The 23,825-nt window shown below is 28.1% G+C and carries 24 protein-coding genes and 1 tRNA gene; 16 read left to right on the top strand and 9 right to left on the bottom strand.

Features of this window, described 5'->3' with window-relative positions; genetic code table 11:
• Positions 1-28: 28 nt before the first annotated feature.
• The 3 genes from CNZW441b_RS07195 to CNZW441b_RS07185 all read left to right on the top strand — a co-directional run bounded on the left by CNZW441b_RS07195 (position 29) and on the right by CNZW441b_RS07185 (position 1,790).
• Positions 29-448: a cupin domain-containing protein gene (locus CNZW441b_RS07195; RefSeq protein WP_216681368.1), complete on the top strand. Its 420-nt coding sequence runs from the start codon at positions 29-31 to the stop codon at positions 446-448.
• A complete protein-coding gene (locus CNZW441b_RS07190; protein WP_243830584.1) occupies positions 432-830 on the top strand; it encodes a putative quinol monooxygenase in 399 nt (132 codons plus the stop codon). Before CNZW441b_RS07195 ends, CNZW441b_RS07190 begins: the two co-directional genes overlap by 17 nt.
• 201 nt (positions 831-1,031) lie before the next feature.
• On the top strand, positions 1,032-1,790 hold the full coding sequence (locus tag CNZW441b_RS07185) for a carboxymuconolactone decarboxylase family protein (protein WP_216681367.1): 759 nt from the start codon (positions 1,032-1,034) through the stop codon (positions 1,788-1,790).
• A 77-nt stretch (positions 1,791-1,867) separates the two neighbouring features.
• Here CNZW441b_RS07185 and CNZW441b_RS07180 read toward each other — a convergent pair whose 3' ends face one another.
• The 6 genes from CNZW441b_RS07180 to hsdR all read right to left on the bottom strand — a co-directional run bounded on the left by CNZW441b_RS07180 (position 1,868) and on the right by hsdR (position 9,194).
• Entirely contained in the window at positions 1,868-3,355 is a 1,488-nt protein-coding gene (locus tag CNZW441b_RS07180) for a type I restriction-modification system subunit M (protein ID WP_131165721.1), read from the bottom strand.
• Positions 3,345-4,373, bottom strand: a complete 1,029-nt coding sequence (locus CNZW441b_RS07175) for a virulence RhuM family protein (RefSeq protein WP_131165720.1) — start codon at positions 4,371-4,373, stop codon at positions 3,345-3,347. Before CNZW441b_RS07175 ends, CNZW441b_RS07180 begins: the two co-directional genes overlap by 11 nt.
• A 74-nt stretch (positions 4,374-4,447) precedes the next feature.
• The gene (locus CNZW441b_RS07170) at positions 4,448-5,623 is read right to left on the bottom strand and encodes a restriction endonuclease subunit S (RefSeq protein ID WP_216681366.1); all 1,176 of its coding nucleotides are present in this window, start codon (positions 5,621-5,623) and stop codon (positions 4,448-4,450) included.
• Positions 5,620-6,267 carry a hypothetical protein gene (locus CNZW441b_RS07165; protein WP_131165718.1) on the bottom strand — a complete coding sequence of 216 codons (648 nt, stop codon included), beginning with the start codon at positions 6,265-6,267 and terminating at the stop codon, positions 5,620-5,622. The genes CNZW441b_RS07170 and CNZW441b_RS07165 overlap by 4 nt, the downstream gene beginning before the upstream one ends.
• A gap of 13 nt (positions 6,268-6,280) precedes the next feature.
• Positions 6,281-6,880, bottom strand: coding sequence for a Pycsar system effector family protein (locus tag CNZW441b_RS07160; RefSeq protein WP_131165717.1), 600 nt, complete (start codon positions 6,878-6,880; stop codon positions 6,281-6,283).
• A gap of 10 nt (positions 6,881-6,890) precedes the next feature.
• The gene (hsdR, locus tag CNZW441b_RS07155) at positions 6,891-9,194 is read right to left on the bottom strand and encodes an EcoAI/FtnUII family type I restriction enzme subunit R (RefSeq protein ID WP_244985437.1); all 2,304 of its coding nucleotides are present in this window, start codon (positions 9,192-9,194) and stop codon (positions 6,891-6,893) included.
• Between the two features lie 359 nt (positions 9,195-9,553).
• Here hsdR and fdhD point away from each other — a divergent pair, with 359 nt between their 5' ends.
• The 5 genes from fdhD (at position 9,554) to selD (ending at position 14,923) form a co-directional block, all read left to right on the top strand.
• On the top strand, positions 9,554-10,339 hold the full coding sequence (gene fdhD, locus CNZW441b_RS07150; RefSeq protein ID WP_216681364.1) for a formate dehydrogenase accessory sulfurtransferase FdhD: 786 nt from the start codon (positions 9,554-9,556) through the stop codon (positions 10,337-10,339).
• A 16-nt stretch (positions 10,340-10,355) separates the two neighbouring features.
• Complete coding sequence (locus tag CNZW441b_RS07145; protein ID WP_131163132.1) at positions 10,356-11,057, top strand: winged helix-turn-helix domain-containing protein; 702 nt, start codon at positions 10,356-10,358, stop codon at positions 11,055-11,057.
• Positions 11,058-11,135: 78 nt separating this feature from the next.
• Entirely contained in the window at positions 11,136-13,238 is a 2,103-nt protein-coding gene (gene ccaA / locus CNZW441b_RS07140; protein ID WP_216681363.1) for an aspartate chemotaxis receptor CcaA, read from the top strand.
• 78 nt (positions 13,239-13,316) lie between these two features.
• On the top strand, positions 13,317-13,889 hold the full coding sequence (gene yedF / locus CNZW441b_RS07135; RefSeq protein ID WP_216681362.1) for a sulfurtransferase-like selenium metabolism protein YedF: 573 nt from the start codon (positions 13,317-13,319) through the stop codon (positions 13,887-13,889).
• An 8-nt stretch (positions 13,890-13,897) separates the two neighbouring features.
• Positions 13,898-14,923, top strand: a complete 1,026-nt coding sequence (selD, locus tag CNZW441b_RS07130; RefSeq protein ID WP_216681361.1) for a selenide, water dikinase SelD — start codon at positions 13,898-13,900, stop codon at positions 14,921-14,923.
• Between the two features lie 141 nt (positions 14,924-15,064).
• On the opposite strand, the gene yedF (CNZW441b_RS07125) is transcribed toward selD, so the two are convergent.
• The 3 genes from yedF (CNZW441b_RS07125) to yedE form a co-directional block, all read right to left on the bottom strand.
• Positions 15,065-15,292 (bottom strand): sulfurtransferase-like selenium metabolism protein YedF, encoded by a 228-nt coding sequence (yedF, locus tag CNZW441b_RS07125; RefSeq protein WP_131163102.1) that lies wholly within the window; start codon positions 15,290-15,292, stop codon positions 15,065-15,067.
• Positions 15,293-15,357: 65 nt separating this feature from the next.
• Positions 15,358-16,197 (bottom strand): pirin family protein, encoded by an 840-nt coding sequence (locus tag CNZW441b_RS07120; protein WP_216681360.1) that lies wholly within the window; start codon positions 16,195-16,197, stop codon positions 15,358-15,360.
• 11 nt (positions 16,198-16,208) lie between these two features.
• On the bottom strand, positions 16,209-17,396 hold the full coding sequence (yedE, locus tag CNZW441b_RS07115) for a selenium metabolism membrane protein YedE/FdhT (RefSeq protein WP_216681359.1): 1,188 nt from the start codon (positions 17,394-17,396) through the stop codon (positions 16,209-16,211).
• A gap of 164 nt (positions 17,397-17,560) precedes the next feature.
• Between yedE and CNZW441b_RS07110 the strand changes: the two genes are divergently transcribed.
• From CNZW441b_RS07110 to ccoN, 8 genes are all read left to right on the top strand, one after another.
• Positions 17,561-17,658 (top strand) — tRNA-Sec (locus tag CNZW441b_RS07110).
• An 18-nt stretch (positions 17,659-17,676) separates the two neighbouring features.
• Positions 17,677-18,927: an adenylosuccinate synthase gene (locus CNZW441b_RS07105; protein WP_131186462.1), complete on the top strand. Its 1,251-nt coding sequence runs from the start codon at positions 17,677-17,679 to the stop codon at positions 18,925-18,927.
• A complete protein-coding gene (locus tag CNZW441b_RS07100; RefSeq protein ID WP_131163106.1) occupies positions 18,924-19,352 on the top strand; it encodes a flagellar export protein FliJ in 429 nt (142 codons plus the stop codon). Before CNZW441b_RS07105 ends, CNZW441b_RS07100 begins: the two co-directional genes overlap by 4 nt.
• Complete coding sequence (locus CNZW441b_RS07095; protein WP_131163107.1) at positions 19,345-19,863, top strand: MotE family protein; 519 nt, start codon at positions 19,345-19,347, stop codon at positions 19,861-19,863. The genes CNZW441b_RS07100 and CNZW441b_RS07095 overlap by 8 nt, the downstream gene beginning before the upstream one ends.
• Positions 19,864-19,932: 69 nt before the next feature.
• The gene (locus CNZW441b_RS07090) at positions 19,933-20,484 is read left to right on the top strand and encodes a DUF507 family protein (RefSeq protein WP_131163108.1); all 552 of its coding nucleotides are present in this window, start codon (positions 19,933-19,935) and stop codon (positions 20,482-20,484) included.
• Entirely contained in the window at positions 20,484-21,602 is a 1,119-nt protein-coding gene (gene carA / locus CNZW441b_RS07085; protein WP_131163109.1) for a glutamine-hydrolyzing carbamoyl-phosphate synthase small subunit, read from the top strand. The genes CNZW441b_RS07090 and carA overlap by 1 nt, the downstream gene beginning before the upstream one ends.
• Positions 21,599-22,255, top strand: coding sequence for a sulfite exporter TauE/SafE family protein (locus CNZW441b_RS07080; protein ID WP_200286956.1), 657 nt, complete (start codon positions 21,599-21,601; stop codon positions 22,253-22,255). Before carA ends, CNZW441b_RS07080 begins: the two co-directional genes overlap by 4 nt.
• Before the next feature lie 94 nt (positions 22,256-22,349).
• The gene (gene ccoN / locus CNZW441b_RS07075) at positions 22,350-23,816 is read left to right on the top strand and encodes a cytochrome-c oxidase, cbb3-type subunit I (protein WP_131163111.1); all 1,467 of its coding nucleotides are present in this window, start codon (positions 22,350-22,352) and stop codon (positions 23,814-23,816) included.
• Positions 23,817-23,825 lie beyond the last annotated feature (9 nt).

Genomic DNA, 23,825 nt, shown 5'->3' with positions numbered 1-23,825 from the left:
TTTATATAGTTTTGTTAAAGGAGTACAAATGCAAGAGCTTGAAAGTAAAGGAATCCATGGAAATTTTAAAGGAGATAATAAAATTTTTAGTGGAAATGTAAAAGTTTCTATGATGTTTAAGTCAAATGAGTGGAGGAATTTTAGCGGAGCCTTAGTTGAATTTGAGCCTAGTGCAAGAAGTGCGTGGCATACACATCCACAAGGACAAACTTTAATTGTTACAAACGGAGAAATTCTTACAAAAGTACCAGGGCAAAAAGCATTTATTGCCAAAAAAGGCGATGTGATAAGTTGTCCTATAGGGGTAAAACATTTTCATGGTGCAACCAATACAAGTAGTGGGGCACATATAGCACTTACGGGTGAAAAAGATGGCAAAAATGTAGAGTGGTTTGAGCTTGTAAGCGATAAAGAATATAAGGAAGCATTAGATGAAGCAAAAAAATAAAATTATAAAATTAATGGCGTTAGCTTTATTTTTTATTTTAGGAGTTAATATGCAAGCACAAGAATTTATGAGTGTTAAAATTTCAGAAATAGAAGTTGATTGTAAATATTTAGAAGAATATAAAAAAATTCTAAAAGAAGAGAGTGAATTAAGCGTAAAAGAAGAAGATGGGGTTTTGGTGCTTTATGCCTTATCTCATAAAGATAACCCTTGTAAATTTAGTATTATAGAATCTTATAAAGATGAAAAAAGTTATCAAAAGCATATAGAAAGCGAACATTTTAAAAGATATAAGCAAGGCACTTTACATATGGTAAAAAGCTTGAAATTTATTCCATTAGAAGCTTTAAGTCCTAATATGCGATTAAATAAAGAATTTTAAAATTTTTAGTAAGTGTTTTTTATCTAAGAAAATAGTATAAAAATTTAATCATTGCTTTATAAATGAAGAGACAAAAGATCTAAAATAATGAAGCGTAGAAGTTTTTTAAGTTTAAGTCTAAAAATTTGTATTCTTTTAGGAGGATTATCAAATGTGCTTTTTTTATATATTTTACAAACAACGCAATATCAAAGGAAGATTATGCAATTAACACAAAAAGCAAAAGAAATTTTTGAAAGATTTTTTGGAAAAGTGGAAAATCTATCACTTATGCAAAGCGATAAAGAATATTTTACAAATTATATTAATTTTGCATTTGGCGAGAGTTTTGTAAAAGCAAATCTAAAAGAAAGAGATTATTTTCTTATTATCATTGCTTCCACTCTTGCCTCTGGTGGAGAAAATGAATTTTCTATTTTTGTAAAAACTGCAATAAAAAACAATATAAAGCCTATAGAAATTAAAGAAGTAATCTATCAGGCTACACCTTATATAGGTTTTTCTAAAGTGCTTGATTTTCTTATGCTTTGTAATAATATATTTAAGGAAGCTGGTGTTGCTATACCGCTAGAATCACAAGATGTGACTATAAGATCTAATCATCGTAAAGAGAAAGGAAGAGAAGTGCAAGATACTATATTTGGCAAGACAAATATCACTAAAATGATAGAATCTACTCCAAAAGATAAAGCTTTTATAAATGATTTTTTAAGTGCAAATTGCTTTGGGGATTATTATACAAGGAAAGTTTTAGACTTAAAAACAAGAGAACTTTTAACACTTGTGTATCTTATTTCTCATGGTGGTTTAGAAAATCAAACAAGAGCTCATATACAAGGAAATTTAAATATGGGACAAAGTAGAAAAGAGTTGCTAAATGTCATTGCAGCTCTTATTCCATATATCGGTTATCCAAAGGCTTTAAATGCTCTAAATTTGCTTGATGATATTAAAAAGTAGAATGCAAGCAATAAATATTTATTGTAAATTGAGCTTAGAAGTTATTTGTAAATTAGTTTTTATCAAAAAACTTGCAATCACTTCAATATGCTTTTAAGCTCATTTAGATATTCTTGTTGTGTTTTTAGATTTTCTTCTAAAGAATTTAAAATCTCTTCGCTAGTTCTTAGGATTTTTTCTTCTTTTAAATTTGGATTTTTAGCACTTAAATCATAATTTCTTTCTTCAAGCTCTTTTTTGCTAACAAGCCAAGAATTAGCAGTGATTTTTCTTTCTTTGTAGCATTTTAGAAATTCTTTAAAATGTGCGTATTCTAAAGGCTTATTTTTAGTGAGTTTAAAAGGTGGTATAAGTTCATAATAATACACCTTATCATCATCACTACAAATACAACTTTTTCCTTTTGAAAAAAATAATACATTAGTTTTTACCGCACTATAAGGCAAAAATACCCCACTTGGTAGGCTTAAAACACACTCGAGATTAAAATTTTCTAATAAATCTTTTTTTACACTTATAAAAGCATTGGAATTTTGAAAAAGCACACCTTCAGGCACGATGATAGCACATCTTCCATTGTTGTTTAAAGATTTTAAGATGTGTTGTAAAAATAAAAGCTCGGTAGCATTTGACTTTACAGGAAAATTGTTTTGAATTTGTTCTTTTTCTTTTCCGCCAAAGGGTGGATTTGCCAAAATTACTTCATATCTTTCGCTTTGTGTTATATCTGTGATTTTTTTATTTAGGGTGTTGGTTTTGATAATATTGGGGGATTTTACTTCGTGTAAGATCATATTCATCACACCCATTGCATAGCTTAGTGGAGTTTTTTCCTTGCCAAATAATGCTTCATTTTGCAAAAATTCAAGCTCTTTTACGCTTAAATTTGCTTTTTTATTTTTAGCTCTATCTTCATATAAAATATGCAAAAAACTTTCTACCAAAAATCCACAACTTCCGCACGCAGGATCATAAATCCTTTCTTTTACTTTAGGATTTATCACTTCAACCATAGCTTTTATCAAAGGACGTGGGGTGTAAAATTCCCCACTATTTCCCCCGTCACTTCCCATATCTTTTAAAAGTTTTTCATAAACTTCGCCTAGAGCAAATACATCACTTTCTTTGCTAAAGCTAAGCTCATCGACTAAATTTATAACCTCTCTTAGAGTGTGTCCGTTGGCTATGCGATTGTCTATAAATTCAAAAATTCCGCCTATTTTATACTCTATACTTTTGAAATTTTCATTATCTTTAAAGCTTTTTAGATAGGGAAAAAGCTCATTATTGACAAAACTAAGCAAATCACTTCCACTCAAAGCATTTTTTACATCAAGTTTGCCATCTTTTTTTGGTGCTGCCCAAACACTCCAGCTAAATTTTTCTTCTAAAATGCTTTTATAATCTTTACCATCTAAAAAGGCTAGATCTTTTAAATTTGTCTCATAATCATCTAAAAATTTTAAAAATAATATCCAGCTGATTTGCTCACTATAATGCATAGCACCGCTTATGCCATCATCTCTTCTTAAAATATCTGTGATTTTATCTATTTTATTTTGCATTTTTATCCTTTAGAATTTTTAAAATAGTTTTATCAAAATCTGATTTATAATTTTTATCCTGAATAATTCTAAATTTATAAAATTCTTCTTTAGCAAAATCATCTGCTAATTTTTTACTTATTTTGCCATTATCTTTTAAAATTTCTCTTTCATTAAATTCCAAAAAAATATCCAATCTATCTTTCCAATCTTGCATACTCATAGCTATATTTTTCTTTGCTCTATCTTCAGCATAATCAAGATACATACCAACTATACGATTTAATTCTAAAAGCTCATCTTGACTAAGATAATTTTTAGCAATCACCACATCGCTTTGTAAAATTTTTCCTTCAGGAGCATTTTTCCATGTATAAAGTCCCATATTTTCTTTTTTATGATCTGCTCTTTGTTTTATAAGCTCTGCTGCGGTATGTTTATGTATAGCAAAATGAAGTTTATTTTGAACACTAGCAAAAAATTCTTTAGTTAATACATCGTTTTTATCATAGTCAATCGCAGTTGTATAAATATCTGTAATTTTTTGATAAAACAATCTCTCACTAGCTCTAATCTCTCTAATCTCTTCTAAAAGCTCGTCAAAATAGTTTTTATTTATCACGCTACCATTTTTCAAACGCTCTTTATCTAGCACATATCCTTTAATGCTAAATTGTTTTAAAATTGTCGTAGCCCATTGTCTAAATTTTGTAGCTTTATAAGAATTTATTCTATATCCTACGCTAATAATCACATCAAGGTTATAAAATGTAATTTTTCTTGTTACCTCTCTATTGCCCTCTTTTTGAACTACCGAGAAAATCTCGGTAGTTGAATTTTTATCAAGCTCATTTTCTTTATAAATATTATTAAGGTGTAGATAAATATTATCACTAGAACATTCAAATAGCTTAGCCATTAAAGCCACGCTAAGCCATATATCATCATCTTTATAAATCACTTCTAAAAAATCTTCCTGATTTTCCAAGCTAAAACTTAAAAAATCCATAGCAAGATTTCGTTTTATATTTTTTTGCATTTTCATCCTTAAAAAAATCAAAAATTTTTAACATATCTAGCTAATGTGTTAAAATTTGATAAAATTTTTAACATTTATAATCTTCCTTTAAAAGCTCTATCTAGCAATGATTTTTTAAGCTCTTGTAAATTTTTTATCTGTGTTTGATAATTTTGCTTTAAATCTTTTATATTTAAAGAAAGCTCATCTAAATATGATGCGATTTTCTCTTGCTCTTGTAAAGGTGGTAGTGGGATTTGTAAATTCTTAATAAAATCCTTAGGAACTCTTTTGTGTCCTGTAGCACCTGTCATATTTAAAATGCCATTTTTGATAAATTTTTCAGTTTTAAAAAACCACAATAAAAACTTAGATATAATATAATTACCTACTCTAATAATGTGCAATTCTGTAGTTCCAGCACCAATACCATTTTCAAGATTATTAAAAATTACAGACTTTTTATTTTCAAAACAAGGAGTAATTTTAGCTAAACCAATATCTCCTTGCTTAAAATGCGTAAAACCTTTTTTTACATCTTTCCATTTTTTAATTACATAAGAAAATTTATTGTTATATCCATCTAAAATTTTATCCATAGATATAAAAGATATATTTATTTCATCATCAACTTTATTTCTAGGATTAATTTCACAAATTTCACCCAAGCTTTTCCATTCCCAATCCTGCGGAAGTTGATAATTTTCCTTAGTAGTGTCTTTTAAAGGATTGAAAGTCTTTTGTAAAGCACTTTGCATTAACTCATCTAAATTTAGCAAATCCTGCTCTAAAATTTTTATACTCTCATCTATATTTGCAAAACTCTCATCTAAAATTCCCACTATCCTTTTTTGCTCTTTAAGTGGTGGTAAAAGGATTTCAATCTGCTTTAGTTTTTGCTGATTAAGCTTTTTAACAGTTGCTCCTGTAATATACTTTTCTAAATTAGAATAATTTAAAAAATAAACTAAAAATTTATTTATCAATATCTCATTATTTGGCTTTAAGATATGTGCGTGATTATTAACCCAATATTTTCCACTTGCAATAAAGGCTGAATTTTCAAAAGCACCCCATTTTGCTCCATCTTCTCCAATTAATACTAATTCTTCATCAAATATATATTTATCAATATAATCAACTATACCTGAAGCACCATAATAAGGATAAATTCCGCTTATTCTATTTTTTTGTGAAATCGGAACTCTTTTATTGTCTAAAATTTCACATATTTTTTCTAATTTATTTATTTTCCAAGTTTTAGTTTTCACTGCTTAATAACCAAATCTGAAGCGTATACACAACTAAGATTATTTATTTGCTTGTATATTGTTGGATTAATATCTGTTAAAACATTAGAAAAAGAAATATTTTTACTAAATCTAACATGTTCAGATATGGTATTAAGACCTATATTACATAATTTTGATGCCAAACAAACAGGTCTTCCTAACCAAATTTCTTTATTTTCACCTCTTTTTCCTGCTTTTTTCACATATACCGTTTCGCAATCTATACCTATCCTAATATTCATATTTAATTTTTTATTAAATAATGTATTTATTATTGCAGCTACATATATTCCATTGCTTTTTGAATTATTTCCATCGAATAATGCAAATCCGCCATCACCTTGTATATCAATATATTTAGCATTATATAATTGAAAAATTTCTACCAAAGCTCTTATGTATGGTATTTGAGTATTAATAGCTTCTTTAATTTCATCTATAGCCATTTTTGTTGAATTTTCCATATCTACAAACACGCATGTAACATTATCTATAACAGCAACTTTATTGGTTTCTAATTGGATATTATTTGTATTTATGATATTGTATTCTTCAAATTCAATGTTTTTAGAAGTTGTTATTTTGTCATATAAATCATTTATTATTTCTATGTAATAACACATTCTTACTCCTTTTTTAAAATATTTTTATTATGGAAAAAATTTCTATAATTATAATAATAAAAAAACATATAAATAACAGCGCTATATAAAAAAGTGAATTTGAAAAGCATTTATGTTTATTTAAGGTAATTAGCGATAATACACAAATTTGATTTAGTAAATCATTGATAAATTTATCATTTTGAATTTTTTCTTTTTCTGTGTTATCTTCTAAATCTCTAATAACAATCTCCATTAATTCCTTGCTATTAATTTTTGCCAAATCTTTAAAGAAACATATATTACATAGTTTGGAGTTATTTCGTGTTTTATTAAAATACTTGTTGTATATGCGAACTAGAAAATTATATTTTTTCTCCTTATTGTTTAAAATTGGCTTAAAAGATAATATTAATTCCCAAGCAGCGCATAATAATATTATTAATATACAAATCATAACCACCTTAATACCTATATTGCCATTATTTGAAGATTGTAAAAATCTAACAATCATAGCTATAAAAGCTACAATAAAGACTAATAAAATATTATTTTTAGTTTCTGCAAATTTTAGTTGTTCAAAGATATGCTTATGAATATCTAAAATTCTTGAATAAATTTCTTTGTGTTCCATTTTCTCTCCTTTAATTTAAATAAATCTCCCTTTGTAAATCATCAAAGCTTTGTTTTAGAATTTCTAAGCCACCAAATTCATCGGCTAATTCTCTTACATTGCCTAAAGAACTAAGCTCTATAAGCGGTTTTAAGCCATCATCAAAGTCTTTTATGCCGTATTCTTGATATCTATTTAGTAAAAATTCTATAAATTTTATAGCCTTTTCTTTTTGAAAGCGTTTTAAAAACTCACCATTTTCTACTTGCAAAACACGCTCTTGTCTTGTTTTTATCTCGCTATTAAAGCTTAAATGTGCCAAAACATCATATATATCACAATCTTTTTGAAAAATTTCTCTTAGATCTTTTAAAGCATCTTCATCGACTCCATCATTTGCAAGGGCTTTTAAAAATCTTTCTCTATTTTTTTGATCGCTCCAAATTTCACGCAATTTTGCTTCATCATCATAATACTCACCAAGCTTTCCTATTAAAAATTCCAAAAATTCTTTAGTGCCAAGTGGCTTTCCTTGTGCTCCTACATAACTTGTGGTGATATCTAAAACCTTGAGTTTTGTGCCTTTTAAATGTATGGTTACACTCTTTTTCTCTTTGTTTTCTTCTTTTGTTTGTTTTGTATGCTCTTTAACGATTTTTTCTTTTTCATCTTTTTCTTTTAACTCTTCTATTTTTTCACCATCCCATTTTGGATCATAAAAGAGCTTACTAACTCCGACAAAATCAAAAATAGTAAAAAAGTCTTTACCTTCATAAACCCTAGTGCCACGCCCGATGATTTGCTTAAATTCTACTATAGAGCCTATATTTGCCAGCAATACTATATTTCGCACATTTTTTGCATCCACTCCAGTTGTGAGCATTTTAGAGCTTGTTAGTATGACAGGATAATTTTTATCATTATCTTGAAACAATTTCAAATAATCAAGCCCTATTTTACCTTCATCGCTTGTAACTCTTACGCAATAATCATCTCTTTTAACACTTTTGTATTTATCTATAGCTCTTTTTATATCGCTTGCGTGAGCTTGATTGACACAAAAGATGATAGTTTTATCCATAGAGTCTATAAGCTCTAAAATTTTTTTAGCAATAAAGTCATTATAGTTTGGTAAAAAGATATTTCTTTCAAATTCACTTTGTTTATAAAAGCCTTTTTCAAGCTCACCTTGTATCAAATCATCGGGGTTATAAGTGTAGCCATCGCTCAAAGTTGTTTTTATGAGTTTAACTTTATAAGGGGTTAAAAATCCATCTTCAATGCCACTTTTAAGACTATAGTCATAAACACTCTCACCAAAATACTCATAAGTGTCTATATTTTCTTCTTTTTTTGGAGTGGCTGTTAAGCCAAGCTGAGTCGCATAAGAAAAATACTCAAGCACAGCTCTCCAGCTTCCTTCTTCATTTGCTCCACCTCTATGACACTCATCAATGACAATAAGATCAAAAAAATCTTTTGGGTATTGAAGATAAAATTTACTCTCTTGTTCTTCTTGGATATTTTCTTGTTCTTTGGAATTTGCAGCTAAGCTTTGATAAATCCCAAAGAAAACATTTGCATTTGTTATGATTTTTCCACCATTTTTCTTTATCTCTTCAGCACTGATTGCTTTACAATCGCTTTCTATAGGATTAAATTCTCCTAAGGCTTGATCTCTTAAACTCACTCTATCGCATAAAAACAATATCTTAGGTTTTTGATCTTTGTTTTCTTTATTCCATCTTGCTTCAAGCAAGCGATAGCATAGATTAAAAGCTATGGTCGTCTTACCTGTGCCAGTAGCAAGAGTGAGTAAAATTCTATCTTTGCCATTGATTAAAGCCTCTATGACTTTATCTATGGCTATTTTTTGATAGTATCTTAATGTTTTTTGTGGTAGATATAATTCTCTTTGGGTTAAAAGTTTATATTGCCATTCTTTTAAGTTTCCATAGATTCTCTCAAAAAGTTCGCTTGGACTTGGAAATTTTTCTATATACTCACCTCTTGAAACTCTTAAATCGTATTCATAAATTTTATCGCCATTACTGCTATAAACAAAGGGCACATTTAAGATTCTGGCATATTCTATGCCTTGAGTTAAGCCATCTAGAGCGTCTTTACTTTGTTTTTTAGCTTCTATGATGGCAAGATTGTTATTTTGAAATTTAAGCAAATAATCTGCAAATTTTCTCTTAGCTCTTTTATTGCCTATAAGTTTGCGACCATCGGTAAAATAGTAATCTCTTATGATATTTTCTTCTTTCCAAGAAGCTAATTTTAATTTTTCATCTATAAGTTTAGATCTTGTATCTTGTTCTGATAGCTGCATTTTTAGCCCTAAAATGATTTTATCAATGAAAAACATATTTTAACATATTGCAAAAAAATCTTACCTTTAAATTTGCTTGTATGCTAAATAATGATTAGTAAAGTTAAATCTAAAGTATAAGCAATCTATCAAGTTGTGATATAAGTTTAAGAATGTCAATATTGATTCAAAATATATTGCTAACATATGACTTCTTTGATTGGCGGTATTTAAATTTTTATATTTCCGATTAATTTTACTATTTGATTAAATTTTAATTAGCTTGAAAGTAGGCTATGATTTTACCAAGAGAAAATGTTAGCTCTATTTATTTATACTTTTTTGCTATAATACTTTAAAATTAGATTAAAGAAGTTTTAATGGATCCTTTATTTACAACGCAGATTTTAAAATACAAAGGCGATGAAGTTTTTACTTGTGATGATACTTTAGTCAGAGAAATCAAACTTGAGATTTTTGTCAATGATGAAAAAGTAGGAGCTTTAATGGCGACTCCTGTGGATGAACAAGCCTTAGCTGTAGGATATTTAATGAGTGAAAACATCATTGCTAAAACCAAAGATATTGAAAGTATAGAAAGCAAAGATGATGGTATGAGTGTGCATATAAAAGCAAAGATTGATCAAGAAAATTTAGCTAAATTAAATGCACAAGGTGTAGTGATAAGCGGTTGTGGTAGAGCTCATACAGCAAATATTGATCCAAATGCTATTGAGGCAAGTAAGATTACAAGTTCTACTAGTTTTAGCAAAGACGAAATTTTAAAACAAATGAGTGAATTTTATACTCAATGTGATCTTTATGAAAAAACAGGTTGTGTGCATACAGCAAAACTTTTCGTAGATGAAAATACCTTTTTTATAGGTGAAGATATAGCTCAACATAATACTATAGATAAAGCTTTAGGTAAGGCAAGACTTGCTGGGGTAGATTTAAGTCAATGTTTTTTAATGGTAAGTGGAAGACTTAGCTCTGAAATGGTTGCAAAGGCTGTTATGCATAAGGTTCCAATCCTTGTTTCAAGAACAGCACCTACTTGTCTAGGTGTAATGATAGCAAGAAAATTTAATTTAACGCTTTGTGGTTTTGCAAGAGAAAATAAAATCAATATTTATAGCGGGGAATTTAGAATTGATACAAAATAAACAAATTGTTTCTTATATGAAAGAAATGTTAAACAGCAACGAAAGATTAGATTGTGGAACAGCTTTTAAGATTGCTAAAAAATTTTCAAAAACTATTGAAGAAATAGGACAAATTGCCAACGAAAATAGCATTAAGATTGATAATTGTGAGTTGGGACAATTTGGGCATTTAGATTTTGAAAAGGCAAAAATTGAGGTTTTAAAATCAATTGAACCTTATCTTGATGAAAAACGTCGTATTTTTTGTAGTAAAGCAAGAGAAGTTGCTAAAGAAGGTTGTGGATTAAAAGCGATGCGTTCAGCTTTAAGGACTTATAAAGTTGATGTAAAGTATTGTAAACTTGGTTGTTTTAAAGAAAAAAAGGGAAAACAATTTATAGTTAGAACTAAGACATGGATTGAAAATGCTGATGGAGATTTGCTTTTTGGCAAAGGGAAAACAGAGCTTCTTGAGCTTATAGGGCAAACAGGAAGTCTTTTAAATGCTTCAAAACTTATGGGAATAAATTATAAAAAAGCTTGGATGCATTTACAGATTTTACAAAAAAATTCTCAAGAAGTTTTAGTAAGTTCAAAACAAGGACGCTCTAAGCAATCTGGAACAAAATTAACTCCTAAAGCTATAGAACTTATGGAAAATTTTGGTATTTTGCAAAAAGATATAGAAGAGTACGCTAACAAACGTTTTAAAGAATTATTTCTTAGTAAGAAAAAATAATATTTCATTTTAAGCTTTTTTTGTTTTTTATTGCTATATAATTTAGGGTTGTAAATATTAGTTTTACTGGAGGAAATAATGTTTAAGTCTTTAAATATAGGTTTAAAGCTTGTTTTATCAGTAGCTGCTATTGTAATACTAGGTTTAGTTATTTTAATTATGCTTATTACTAAACAAGTAAGTAGTAATATCATTAAAGATACTGAAAATATTATCGAATCAAATTCTAAAGGATATGCTACTCATACTCAAGGTATAATTGATGAGATCATCTCTTTAAATAAGAGTGCAGCAAGTACTTTAACAGATATGTTTAGATCAACAAGCAAAGATGATTTAGATATTGATAATATTACAAATATTATTACCAATGTTCTTGATAATGGTGCAAATGCTGATATTACTTATTTATATCTTTTAGATCCACCTGAATATTTTAAAGAAGAAAGTAAATTTTTTAAAACTCAAAGTGGTAAATTTGTTATGTTGTATGAGGATGAAGATGTTAAAAAAGGTGGTATTAAAATACTTCAAGCTACAGATGAAATTATAAATTTTCCAACAACAAAAGATATACTACAAAATGCTCGATATGGAGAGGATAAAATATATAGCAATGCACCTCTTAAAATAAAACTTGGAGATACTGAGTTTTTTGGAATAAATATAGCTTCTCCAATTTTTGATAAAAAAGATAAAGTTGTGGGAATTATAGGTATGACTTTAGATTTTGATCAAGTAGCATCATATCTTTTGGATCCAAAATCACAACTATACGATGGAGAATTAAGATTAGTTTTAAATTCTGATGGAGAAATAGCTGTTCATCCAAATAAAAATTTAATCCTTAAAAAACTTCAAGAAGTTAATAATGTAAAAGGAAATGATAAAATTTATCAAGCTATTAAACAAGGTGAAAATCGAATTTATAATAATTATATTTCTACAACCGGACTTGAATCATATTTAAGTATTAGTCCTTTTAAAATCGGAGATAAATTATGGAGCGTAATGGTCGTATCTCCTAAATATTCTGTATTTGAGCCTTTAAAGAAAATACAATTAATGATTATTGGAGCTTCTTTATTTTTTGTTATCTTTGTTTTAGCAGTTGTATATTATTGTGTGCAAAAAATAGTTGGTTCAAGACTTCCTATTATTTTAAATTCTTTAGAATTATTTTTCCGCTTTTTAAATCATGAAAAAGTTCAACTCCAAACAATTAAAGTAAGAGCTAATGATGAACTTGGTAAAATGAGTGAGATTATCAATGCAAATATCGAAAAAACAAAAAGCTCTTTAATGCAAGATGAAGATGCCATTAAAGAATCAGCTCAAACAGCAAAAGAAATAGAACTTGGTAATTTAACGGCTAGAATTACTAAAAATCCAGCTAATCCTCAGCTTGTTGAACTTAAGAATGTATTAAATAAAATGCTTGATGTTTTACAAAATAAAATTGGTTCAAATATGAATGAAATTAACCGTGTTTTTGATAGTTATAAAGCGCTGAATTTTACTACTGAAGTAAAAAATGCTAAAGGTGGGGTTGAGATTACTACTAATATTTTAGGAGAAGAGATTAAAAAAATGCTTGTTGCCTCTTCAGATTTTGCTAAAGAATTGGCAAGTCAATCTCAAGAATTAAAAACTTCAATGCACAAATTAACTGAAGGTTCCAATTTGCAGGCAAATTCTTTAGAACAATCTGCTGCAGCGGTTGAGCAAATTAGTTCATCAATGCATAGTGTTAGTTCAAAAACAGTTGATGTTGCAAGTCAAGCAGAAGATATTAAAAATATTGTAAGCGTGATTAAAGATATAGCAGATCAAACCAATCTTTTAGCATTAAATGCAGCTATTGAAGCAGCACGCGCAGGAGAGCATGGAAGAGGCTTTGCTGTTGTTGCTGATGAGGTAAGACAATTGGCTGAAAGAACTGGAAAAAGTCTTTCTGAAATTGAAGCAAATATTAATATACTTGTTCAAAGCGTTAATGAAGTTTCAGAGTCCGTTAAAGAGCAAACAGAAGGAATTTCTCAAATTAATGAAGCTATAGCTAAGCTTGAAAGTATTACTAAAGAAAATGTTGAAGTGACAAATGCAACAAATAATATTGCTAATCAAGTTAATGAAATTTCAAATGCTATTTTAGATGATGTCAATAAGAAAAAATTCTAATTCTATCCGCTTTAAGCGGATATTTATATTTTTAAATTGAAATTACTTTTTTAGTTTTCATATAATTTAAGGAAAATTATGAAAATTGATTGTCGTGATCTTACTTGTCCTATGCCAGTAGTTGAAACTAAAAATGCTTTAGAAAATCTTAATGAAGGCGAAGTTTTAGAAATTCTTATAAATTCTTCTGTTTCAAAAAACAATGTATTAAAATTTTTAACTTCTTTAAATTTAAATCCTAGTGTTGAAGATTTTAAAAATGAAAGCTGTATCAAAGTTTATAAAAGGGATATAAATTTAAACCAAGCAAATGCAAATGAGTATAATGTCTTGTTTTTAAAAACTGATAAAATAGGATCTGGAGAATTAGGAGAAAAGTTATTTGTTGGTTTTTTGGATAATTTAAAAAATATAGATTATATTCCAAGTAAAATTCTTTGTGTTAATGAAAGTGTTTTAATTAATACAGATGAAAATCATAAAGCTTATAAGGTTATGAAAGAATTGGAAAATTTAGGTGTTGAAATTATTAGTTGTGGAGCTTGTTTAGAGTTTTTCGGTAAAACAAATGAACTTAAAATAGGCAATATTGGCAATGCTTATGAAATTTTAAATGAGCTTTTTGGCAAAGCAAAAATTATTACTTTATAAGGCGTATTTTGAAGCAGTATAAAAATCAAAATTTAACATATTTTGTTAAAGCAGCAGGTTGAGCAGCAAAACTAAACCCGGGTGGTCTTAAAACAATTTTAACTTTTATGCAAAGCTCTCCTTTTTTGCTAAGTGGTATTGATAATAATGAAGATGCAAGTGTATATAAGCTCAATGATGATTTAGCTTTAGTGCAAACTTTAGATTTTATTACCCCTATAGTAGATAGTGCATATCATTTTGGTGCCATAGCTGCTGCAAATGCTTTAAGTGATGTTTGTGCTATGGGTGCAGAAGTAGTTAATGCTTTAAATATTGTAGGTTTTGACAGTAAAAATCACTCTTTAGATATTTTAAAAGAAATTTTAGAAGGAGCAAATGATAAAGTTAAAGAGTGTGGAGGATTGGTTACTGGAGGACATACTATAGAGAGCAATGAGCTTTTTTTCGGTCTTAGTGTTACGGGTAAAGTTCATCCTAATAAATTTATAGCTAATAATACTTCTAAAATAGGTGATTTAATTATCTTAACCAAACCTTTGGGAACGGGTGTTTTAAGTACAGCTTTAAAAGCTAAGCTTTTAAAAACTAAATATTTAAATGATATGCTTGAAAGTATGATGTGTTTAAATTTAAAGGCTTCAAGGATTGCTTTAAAATTTAAAATAAATGCTATGAGCGATGTGACTGGTTTTGGGCTTTTGGGTCATTTAAAAGAAATGTTAAATAATCAAATTAGTTTTGAAATTTTCAAAGACCAAATTCCTTATTTAAGTGGAGCAAAAGAGTATTTTGATATGGGATTAATCCCAAATGGAGCTTATAAAAATTTTGAATTTATTAAAGATTTTTATCCTTTGATTACAGAAGAAGAGCTTATTTTATGCGATCCTCAAACTTCAGGAGGGCTTTTGATTTCTGTTGATGAAAATGAAGCTTTAGATCTTTTAAAAAATTTAAAAGATGAAGGTATTGAGGCTAGTATCATAGCAAAGGTTTTATCAAAACAAAAAGAAAGTTTTCTTTTTAAATAAAATTATGTCATTAGCAAAGTGAAAAATAGAGTAAAAATAAAATATTTTATTGATTTTAAATTCTAAATAAATTAACAAAATAAAACGTCAAAGCATTTTAAGAGAGCAAATTAATAGTCTAGTAGCTGAGCTTGAAGGAATTTAAGGTTTTTGGATTAAAAACCTTAAAGTAGGTCCGCTTTGTTCGATTTTAAGCACATTAAAACCGCGATTTTGAGCATCTTTAGGTATAGAATTAATACTTTGAGGACAATCACATAAAACTTCTAAAATCTCGCCACTTTTAAGCTGAGGCAAGATTTCTAAAGTAGCAATAGCTGGATAAGGACAAGCTTCGCCTTCTAAATTTAGGGTATAATTTATAATCATTCTTATCCTTTTAATAAAAATATTTTTTAAAATGATTTAAATAGGCTTATAAATCATTTTCATTTTTAATAATTAGTATTTGTTTTTAAAAAAGTTCCATTTCTTAGCTCTTCAAAAGCCAAATTTAACTCTTCTTTGGTATTCATAACTATAGGCCCACCCCATTCACAAGGCTCATTTAAAGGTGTAGAACTCATAAAAAGAATTTGAGCTTTTTTATCCGTACTTTTTAGTTTAAAATACTCTCCTAAACTAAGTTTTATTGCTGTTTTTTCTTTCACTAATTGATCATTAATAAAAGCGTCTCCTTGTAGTAAAAAAAGCATAACAAAATAGTCTTTTTTTGTGTGAATGATTTGTGTTGCATTAGGATTTAAGTGAATGTCATAATAATCAAAAGGCAAAAATTTGCTTTTATATCCATTTTCACCTTGATATTCTCCTGCTAAGATTCTCATTTTGCCATTTTCTAGCTCAAGTTCTTTAATCTCATCTTCTTTAATGCTTTTATAAAAAGGATCACTCATTTTATCTTTTTGAGGTAAGTTAAGCCATAGTTGTACGCCTAGCATTCTTGTAGAAGGATGTAAAATTTCTTCGTGTAAAATTCCACTTCCAGCACTCATCCATTGAACTTGTCCATTTTGTATAGTATCTGTATTTCCTAAACTATCCTTGTGAGTCATAGAGCCTTCATAAACATAACTTATAGTTTCAATGCCTCTATGTGGATGCATAGGAAAACTTGCTTTATAATCATTAAAATTTGTACTATCAAAACAATCAAGCATTAAAATAGGATCAAATTCTTTTATAGTTTGTGGCCCTAAAACTCTTGTAAGTTTTACTCCAGCACCATCTATAGTTTCTCTTCCGCATATAAGTTTTTCTATTTTTCTTTGCATTGATACTCCTTTTAAAAAAATTTTTTATATATTATAGCCCAAATAAAAAGTGATAAAAATAATAAAAGATTTATGCTTAAGCCCCCTAAATTTCCAAAAGTATTTAATAGATTGATTTTTATACCATTTATAAAATAATAAGGCAATAAATCATAGCTCAATGCTAAAATCATAGTTCCTACAATATTAGCAACACCTGCTATCATAAAGTGAATTTGTCCTTCAAAAGCTCTATAAGTCCAACCACACTCACAACCCCCTACAAAGACTATACCAAAACCAAATAAAAAAGCTCCTAACATAAGAGCAGGTGAAATTTCTATTATTTTGCTTGTGTGTCCTTGCAAGATAAAAGCAAAGGCTATAATACTTGCAAGCATCATTGCTATTAATGCTGCTTTTAAAGGATTGTCTCTTTTGAATAAAAATAAATCTCTAAAACAAGAGGTAAAGCAAATTTGACCTTTAGCTATCAAAAAACCAAAAATAAAACCAAAAATTAAAGCTAAAGTTAAAAGACTTTTTTTATTTTGAAGATTAATGTCTCCATTTTTTAAAAAAAGATAAATTACTAAGAATAAAAACATTATAAATAACACTATTGCGAGTAAAAAATAAAATTTTTCAAATAAGGTATTATTTTTTAAGGGTTTATTTTTTTTATCAACACGTATTAATTTAGCTTTTGGTTTAAAAAAAGAAATATTACAAATTTTTACACCTGCATAAATACCTAAAATCATAAAAAAAGTAAAAATCCAAGTATGAAAGGAAAAATAAGGAAGTCCTGTAAAAAAATTGGCAAGATTGCATCCAAAAGCAAGTCTAGCGCCATAACCTGAGAGAATTCCTCCTACAATGGCTTGAAAGATACGTATTTTGCTAGCTGGAAAGCGAATTTTAAATTTATTAGATAATAAAGCTGCAATAAAACAACCCATAAACATACCAAGAATCATAATTCCATCTATTCTGGTGAAAATATTGCCTTCTAAATTTTGTTTTTGATAGTATGAGTATTTTTCCAAATTTATACCTAAGAATTCTAAGAATTCTCCACCTAATCGTGTAAATTCTCCAGTAACTGCCCAAACATTGCCAAAAATTCCAAAATATACAGCACTTAAAATTCCAAGTAAAATGAAAACGTGAGTATTATTCCAAAAAGAAATTAAATATTTTTGTTTGAAATAATTCATAAGAAAATTCCTAATTGTAATTATCAAAACCTTGATACTAAAGATAAAAATTATATGTTAAATCGGTAAAGTTGTCAAAAATTTATAATTTAATATAGATTTTAATAATTTAACTAGAAATAACTTTAATAATATTTTGTTTTTTATTTGGTTATAATAACAACGGAAGATAAGTGTATCTGGTGATCGCCACTGACTTCAAATCAGATGAAAGAATAGCTGGCTATTCTTTGGGGAGTTCGATTCTCTCATCTTCTCGCCATGCAAATAAGGATAAAAAATGAGTAAAGCAGATATTGTTGTTGGTGTGCAATGGGGTGATGAGGGAAAAGGCAAAATAGTTGATAAATTATGTGAAAATTATGATTTTGTTTGTAGAAGTGCAGGAGGACATAACGCAGGTCATACTATATGGGTAAATGGAATTCGTTATGCCCTTCATCTTATACCTTCTGGAATCTTACATCCAAGGAGTATTAATATCATTGGAAATGGTGTTGTTGTTTCTCCCGAAGTACTTATCACAGAAATGGCCCAATTTGATAATTTAAAAGGAAGATTGTATATTAGCGATAAGGCGCATTTAAATTTAAAACATCACTCTTTAATAGATATTGCTAAGGAAAAATTAAAAGGTAAAAACGCTATTGGAACAACGGGTAAAGGTATAGGTCCATCCTATGCAGATAAAATTAATCGAACTGGTCATAGGGTAGGAGAGCTTTTAAATCCAAGAAGATTGTGTGATGATTTAATAAAATATTTTAATGAAAATAAAATTTTTTTGGAATTTCTTAATGTAGAAATTCCAACGGAAAAAATTTTATTTGAGGATTTAAAACGTTTTAGTGAAATTTTATCTCCTTATATTACAGATACTACAAGAATGCTCTGGAAGGCTTTAGATGAAGATAAGAAAGTTCTTTTAGAAGGAGCCCAAGGTTCTATGCTTGATATAGATCATGGAACTTATCCTTATGTTACAAGCTCAAATACTATTTCAGCAGGAGCGCTTACTGGACTTGGTTTAAATCCTAAAGAAATAGGATCAATCATAGGTATTATTAAAGCATATGCTACAAGAGTTGGCAATGGAGCTTTTCCAACAGAAGATAAAACGCAAGAGGGTGAGAAGATTGCTCAGATTGGTAAAGAAATTGGCGTAAGCACTGGACGCAAAAGACGCTGCGGTTGGTTTGATGCTATAGCTGTTAAGTATGCAGCAAGATTAAATGGACTTGATTTTTTAGCTTTAACAAAACTAGATGTTTTAGATGGTTTTGAAAAAATTAAAATTTGCAAAGCCTATGAATATAACGGTGATGTTATTGATTATATACCAAATGATTTAGAAAATGTTAAACCTATTTATGAAGAATTACAAGGTTGGGATAAAGTTTTTGGAATAAAAGATTATGATTTATTACCTAAAGAAGCTAAAGAGTATATAGCAAGATTAGAAGAGCTTGTAGGAGTTAAAGTAAAATTTATTTCTACAAGTCCTGAGAGGGATGATACTATTATTTTATGAAGAGTAAATATAGTTCAATTGTTGAGGTAAGAAAACAACAACTTGATAAAGCCGAGCTAAATTTAAGTCAAGCTAAACAAAGAAAATTAGAAAATGAAAAAAATTTTGAACTTTCTAGGCAAGAGTTTTATGATTTAAATGTCTTGCCTAAATCAGGAAATGTTCAAGAATTAAGATCAAAACTTCAAATGGCTAGTATTGCAAAAGAGGCTTTAAAAAGAGCAAAAGAAAAAGTTGAGTTATCAAAAAAAGAAATGAACCATTATGAGTTTTTGTATAAAAAAGCTCATTTAGATTATGAAAAAATAAAAATTTTAAATACACAAGAAATAAAGAAGAAACTTAAAGAAATGCAAAAAGTTGAGGAAAAATTTCTCGATGAATTGGCTATAAGTAGATTTGTAAAAAAGGAAAAAGATGAGTAGGATAATATTTTCATTTTTTTTATTGGTTTTATCTTTACAAGCTGAACAAAATTGTGAACAGTATTTTGAATCAAAAAAAGCTCAATTAGAACTTCAGACAAGAGAATTTGATGAAGCAAGACAGTCTTTAGAAGCTTTTAAAGCTTCTTTTGAAGCCTTGCAAAAAGAAAAAATGCAAGAACTAGCCACAAAAGAAGCAGAAGTAAATGCTACTTTAGCACAGATTGATAGTTTAAAAAAAGAAAATGCTAGGCTTTTAGAAGAAAAGAAAAAAATATTAGACACTATTAATGAAAAAACAGAAGGAAGAGTAAAAGAAATTTATTCTCAAATGAAAGATGCTGCTATTGCCAATGTATTAAGTCAAATGGATGCTGAAGATGCGAGTAAAATAATGCTTTCTTTAGAGTCGAGAAAAATTTCAGGAGTTCTTTCAAAAATGGATCCTAAGAAAGCATCTGAACTTACATTATTGCTTAAAAATATGGATAATAATACAAGTTCAAATTAAGACTTATTTTAATATTCTTTTACCTAAAATAAGCTATTATTGTAAAATTATTTTTAAAAGGTTTAAAGAATGCGTATAAAACTACCACATATTCCTTATATCGCTAATAAAATAACATTAGATATTATGCATTGTTCTTTTATCGAAGTTAAAGATCAATTAGAAAAGATTAATTTATGTATAAAAAATGTTTTAGAAAATGATGTATTAAATGAAAGAAGATTAGATGAGAGAGTAAAAAAAATTTTAGAAGAGCAAGAAGAAGAAATAGAATTTATGCAAATAGATCGTAAAAATATGTTTTGGCTTATTAAAAAAAGGCTGGCAAATGAATTTAGAGTGATTTTAAATTCGGAAGACAGACATAATAATTTGGCCCATGAAATTTTAAGCGAATTGATTGATAATGATTATATAAATTTTCTTGTTTCGGAAAATAGAGTAAAAAATTTGATTTTTTCAAGTATAGAAGGATATTTAAAAATTTATGAAGAGATTGAAGATGAGGTTTATGAAAAAATAAGTAATTATAAAACTAAACCTATACCAGGAAGTGAAGAATATGAACTTATCTTTGAGAAACTTTATCAAGAAGAGCTTAGAAAAAAGGGAATGTTTTAATGAAGGCTTATGTGTATTTAGAAAATGGTATTTTTTTGAATGCTAAGGCTTTTGGAGCTAGTGGAACTTTTTTAGGAGAGCTTGTTTTTAATACTTCTTTAACAGGATATCAAGAGATTATTTCAGATCCTTCATATGCAGGACAATTTATCGTTTTTTCTATGCCAGAAATTGGTATAGTAGGGACAAATGATGATGATAATGAAAGCGAAGAAATTTTTGCTAGTGGAATAGTTATTAGAGAATTAAATAATTATTTTTCTAATTTTAGAGCCAAAGAAAGTTTACAGACCTATCTTAAAAAACATAATAAAATAGGCATTTATGATATAGATACAAGATTTTTAGTTAAAATGATAAGAGATAATGGAAATTTAAGAGCTATTATTTCAACCGAAATTTCTAATAAAGAAGAATTAAAAGAGAAACTAAATTCAAGTGCTAAATTTGATCAAATTAATTTTGTAAAAAATGTAAGTACTAAAAAAATATATTCTCATAAAAATGGCGCTTGGAATCACAATACTAAAAAATTTAATCCTTCGCAAAAAAATTCTAAAAAACTTGCTGTTATTGATTATGGCGTGAAAAAAAATATTCTTAATGAACTTGTTGAAGTAGGTTTTGAGGTAGATGTTTTCCCTTATAATACTAAAGCTAAAGATCTAATTGCTTTATATGAACAAAAAAAAATCCATGGAGTATTTCTCTCTAATGGCCCAGGTGAGCCAAAAATTTTGAAAGATGAGATACTAGAAATTAAAAAACTTATAAAAGCCAAAATTCCAATACTTGGAATTTGCTTAGGACATCAACTTTTAAGCAATGCTTTTGGTTATGAAACTTATAAAATGAAATTTGGTCAACATGGGGCTAATCATCCTGTGTTAAATTTAGAAAATAAAAAAATAGAGATTACTGCTCAAAACCATAATTATAATGTTCCAGAAGAACTTTGCGAAGTAGCTATTATTACGCATAGAAATTTATTTGGAGATAATGTAGAAGGTGTTAGATATAAAGATTATCCTATTATCTCAGTTCAACATCATCCAGAAAGTTCATCAGGACCTCATGAGAGTAAATATATTTTTAAAGAATTTATGAATTTAATGTGAACTTAGATCTTTTAGTCTTTATAAGCATTGCCTTTTTATCGAGCTTTGGACATTGTTATTCAATGTGTGGAGGTTTTGTTTTGCTTTTTTTAAATTTAAATAAAGAAGCAAAGAATTTATTTATTCTTCAAATAATTTTTCATTTTTTTAGAATTTTGACTTATGTTTTTTTGGGTGTTTTGTTTAGCCTAATTGGAAATTTTTTTCTCATTGATACTACAATTCAAAATCTGTTTTTTTTTATTATAGGCTTATTAATGATTTTTTTAGGTTTTGCCTTAATATTTAGAGGTAAAATTTTATTTTTGATTGAAAATCATATTTTTTACGAAAAATTTATTATAAAAATATTTCAGAAAGCTAAAACTTATAAAGGTGTGAAATCAGCCATATTTTTAGGTTTTTTTAACGGTTTTATACCTTGTGGTTTGGTGTATTTTTTTATAGCTTCAGCTATGAGTAGGCAAAATATTTTAGAAAGTGCTTTGATTATGTTTATTTTTGGTCTTTCTACCTTACCTGCTTTATTTCTTTTTTCGCTAATGGCTAAATTTTTAAGTGATTTGTTTAGAAATATTTTTAATTATATTGCTTATTTTGCCATTATATTTTATGGATTATATTTATCTTTTATAGGTTTTAAAAATTTCTAATTTGTAACAAATCATTAACTATTTGAATTTTTTAAGAAAAAATCTATTGTTATTGTTTTATAATAATTAACTATAAAAATTCTAAGGAGAATTGATGCACCCAGGTAATATGTTAAATTACGATTATACGGTTGCTAAATATTTTATGTTTACTACCATAATCTTTGGGATAGTCGGTATGGCTATAGGAACTCTAATAGCTTTTCAAATGGCATATCCTGATTTAAATTATTTAGCAGGAGAGTATGCTACATTTTCGAGATTAAGACCTTTGCATACTTCTGGAGTTATTTTTGGTTTTATGCTTTCAGGTATTTGGGCAACTTGGTATTATATAGGACAACGTGTTCTTAAGGTTAGTATGGCAGAATCTCGTTTTTTAATGACTATAGGTAAATTACATTTTTGGCTTTATGTCATAACTATGCTTATTGCTATTATTTCTTTGTTTGCTGGCGTTACAACTTCTAAAGAATATGCTGAACTTGAATGGCCTCTTGATATTATGGTTGTTTTGGTTTGGGTTTTATGGGGTGTTAGCATCTTTGGTCTTATTGGAATTCGTAGAGAAAAAACTCTTTATATATCCCTTTGGTATTATATTGCAACCTTTTTAGGTATAGCAATGCTTTATCTTTTTAACAATATGGCTGTTCCTACATACTTTGTTTCTGGTATGGGAAAATGGTGGCATAGTGTCTCTATGTATGCTGGAACAAATGATGCTTTGGTTCAATGGTGGTATGGACATAATGCGGTTGCTTTTGTTTTTACTGTAGGAATTATTGCTCAAATTTATTATTTTTTACCAAAAGAGAGCGGACAACCTATTTTTTCTTATAAGCTTTCTTTATTTGCATTTTGGGGTTTAATGTTTGTTTATCTTTGGGCTGGAGGCCATCATTTGCTTTATTCTACTGTTCCTGATTGGATGCAAACTATGGGTTCTATTTTTTCTATTATACTTATATTACCTTCTTGGGGATCAGCAATTAATATATTACTTACCATGAAAGGTGAATGGGAACAATTAAGAGAAAGTCCATTGATTAAATTTATGATTCTTGCTTCAACTTTTTATATGTTTTCAACTCTTGAAGGTCCTATTCTTTCTATAAAATCTGTAAATGCTTTAGCTCATTTTACTGATTGGATTCCAGGTCACGTTCATGATGGAACATTAGGTTGGGTTGGTTTTATGACTATGGCAGCACTTTATCATATGACTCCTAGAATTTTTAAAAGAGAACTTTATAGCAAATCTTTGATGGAAGCTCAGTTTTGGATACAAACAATAGGAATTGTGCTTTATTTTAGTTCAATGTGGATAGCAGGTATTACACAAGGGATGATGTGGAGAGCTACTGATGAGTATGGAAATCTTCTTTATGCTTTTATAGATACTGTTGAGGCTATTATTCCTTATTATTGGATTAGAGCTATTGGAGGATTATTATATTTGGTAGGATTTTTCATATTTGTTTATAATATTTATAAATCTATTACTTGTGGAAAAGTGCTTAATAAAGAGCCTAAAAATGCTTCACCTATGGCAATATAAGGAGAAAAA

The organism is Campylobacter novaezeelandiae (assembly GCF_018968685.1).
Lineage (GTDB): Bacteria > Campylobacterota > Campylobacteria > Campylobacterales > Campylobacteraceae > Campylobacter_D > Campylobacter_D novaezeelandiae.
The sequence above is the reverse complement of the archived record's forward strand: the minus strand, read 5'-3'. Positions and strand labels throughout refer to the sequence as shown.

Excerpts from the sequence above, each read along its gene's own strand:
- CNZW441b_RS07100 (WP_131163106.1), top strand. The coding sequence starts at position 18,924 with ATGAAGAGTAAATATAGTTCAATTGTTGAGGTAAGAAAACAACAACTT.
- carA (WP_131163109.1), top strand. The coding sequence starts at position 20,484 with ATGAAGGCTTATGTGTATTTAGAAAATGGTATTTTTTTGAATGCTAAG.
- hsdR (WP_244985437.1), bottom strand. The coding sequence starts at position 9,194 with ATGCAGCTATCAGAACAAGATACAAGATCTAAACTTATAGATGAAAAA.
- CNZW441b_RS07185 (WP_216681367.1), top strand. The coding sequence starts at position 1,032 with ATGCAATTAACACAAAAAGCAAAAGAAATTTTTGAAAGATTTTTTGGA.
- CNZW441b_RS07165 (WP_131165718.1), bottom strand. The coding sequence starts at position 6,267 with ATGTGTTATTACATAGAAATAATAAATGATTTATATGACAAAATAACA.
- ccoN (WP_131163111.1), top strand. The coding sequence starts at position 22,350 with ATGCACCCAGGTAATATGTTAAATTACGATTATACGGTTGCTAAATAT.
- yedF (WP_216681362.1), top strand. The coding sequence starts at position 13,317 with ATGAAAATTGATTGTCGTGATCTTACTTGTCCTATGCCAGTAGTTGAA.
- fdhD (WP_216681364.1), top strand. The coding sequence starts at position 9,554 with ATGGATCCTTTATTTACAACGCAGATTTTAAAATACAAAGGCGATGAA.
- CNZW441b_RS07090 (WP_131163108.1), top strand. The coding sequence starts at position 19,933 with ATGCGTATAAAACTACCACATATTCCTTATATCGCTAATAAAATAACA.
- CNZW441b_RS07095 (WP_131163107.1), top strand. The coding sequence starts at position 19,345 with ATGAGTAGGATAATATTTTCATTTTTTTTATTGGTTTTATCTTTACAA.
- CNZW441b_RS07175 (WP_131165720.1), bottom strand. The coding sequence starts at position 4,373 with ATGCAAAAAAATATAAAACGAAATCTTGCTATGGATTTTTTAAGTTTT.
- CNZW441b_RS07180 (WP_131165721.1), bottom strand. The coding sequence starts at position 3,355 with ATGCAAAATAAAATAGATAAAATCACAGATATTTTAAGAAGAGATGAT.
- CNZW441b_RS07195 (WP_216681368.1), top strand. The coding sequence starts at position 29 with ATGCAAGAGCTTGAAAGTAAAGGAATCCATGGAAATTTTAAAGGAGAT.
- CNZW441b_RS07105 (WP_131186462.1), top strand. The coding sequence starts at position 17,677 with ATGAGTAAAGCAGATATTGTTGTTGGTGTGCAATGGGGTGATGAGGGA.
- ccaA (WP_216681363.1), top strand. The coding sequence starts at position 11,136 with ATGTTTAAGTCTTTAAATATAGGTTTAAAGCTTGTTTTATCAGTAGCT.
- CNZW441b_RS07190 (WP_243830584.1), top strand. The coding sequence starts at position 432 with ATGAAGCAAAAAAATAAAATTATAAAATTAATGGCGTTAGCTTTATTT.
- CNZW441b_RS07160 (WP_131165717.1), bottom strand. The coding sequence starts at position 6,880 with ATGGAACACAAAGAAATTTATTCAAGAATTTTAGATATTCATAAGCAT.
- yedF (WP_131163102.1), bottom strand. The coding sequence starts at position 15,292 with ATGATTATAAATTATACCCTAAATTTAGAAGGCGAAGCTTGTCCTTAT.
- yedE (WP_216681359.1), bottom strand. The coding sequence starts at position 17,396 with ATGAATTATTTCAAACAAAAATATTTAATTTCTTTTTGGAATAATACT.
- CNZW441b_RS07120 (WP_216681360.1), bottom strand. The coding sequence starts at position 16,197 with ATGCAAAGAAAAATAGAAAAACTTATATGCGGAAGAGAAACTATAGAT.
- CNZW441b_RS07145 (WP_131163132.1), top strand. The coding sequence starts at position 10,356 with ATGAAAGAAATGTTAAACAGCAACGAAAGATTAGATTGTGGAACAGCT.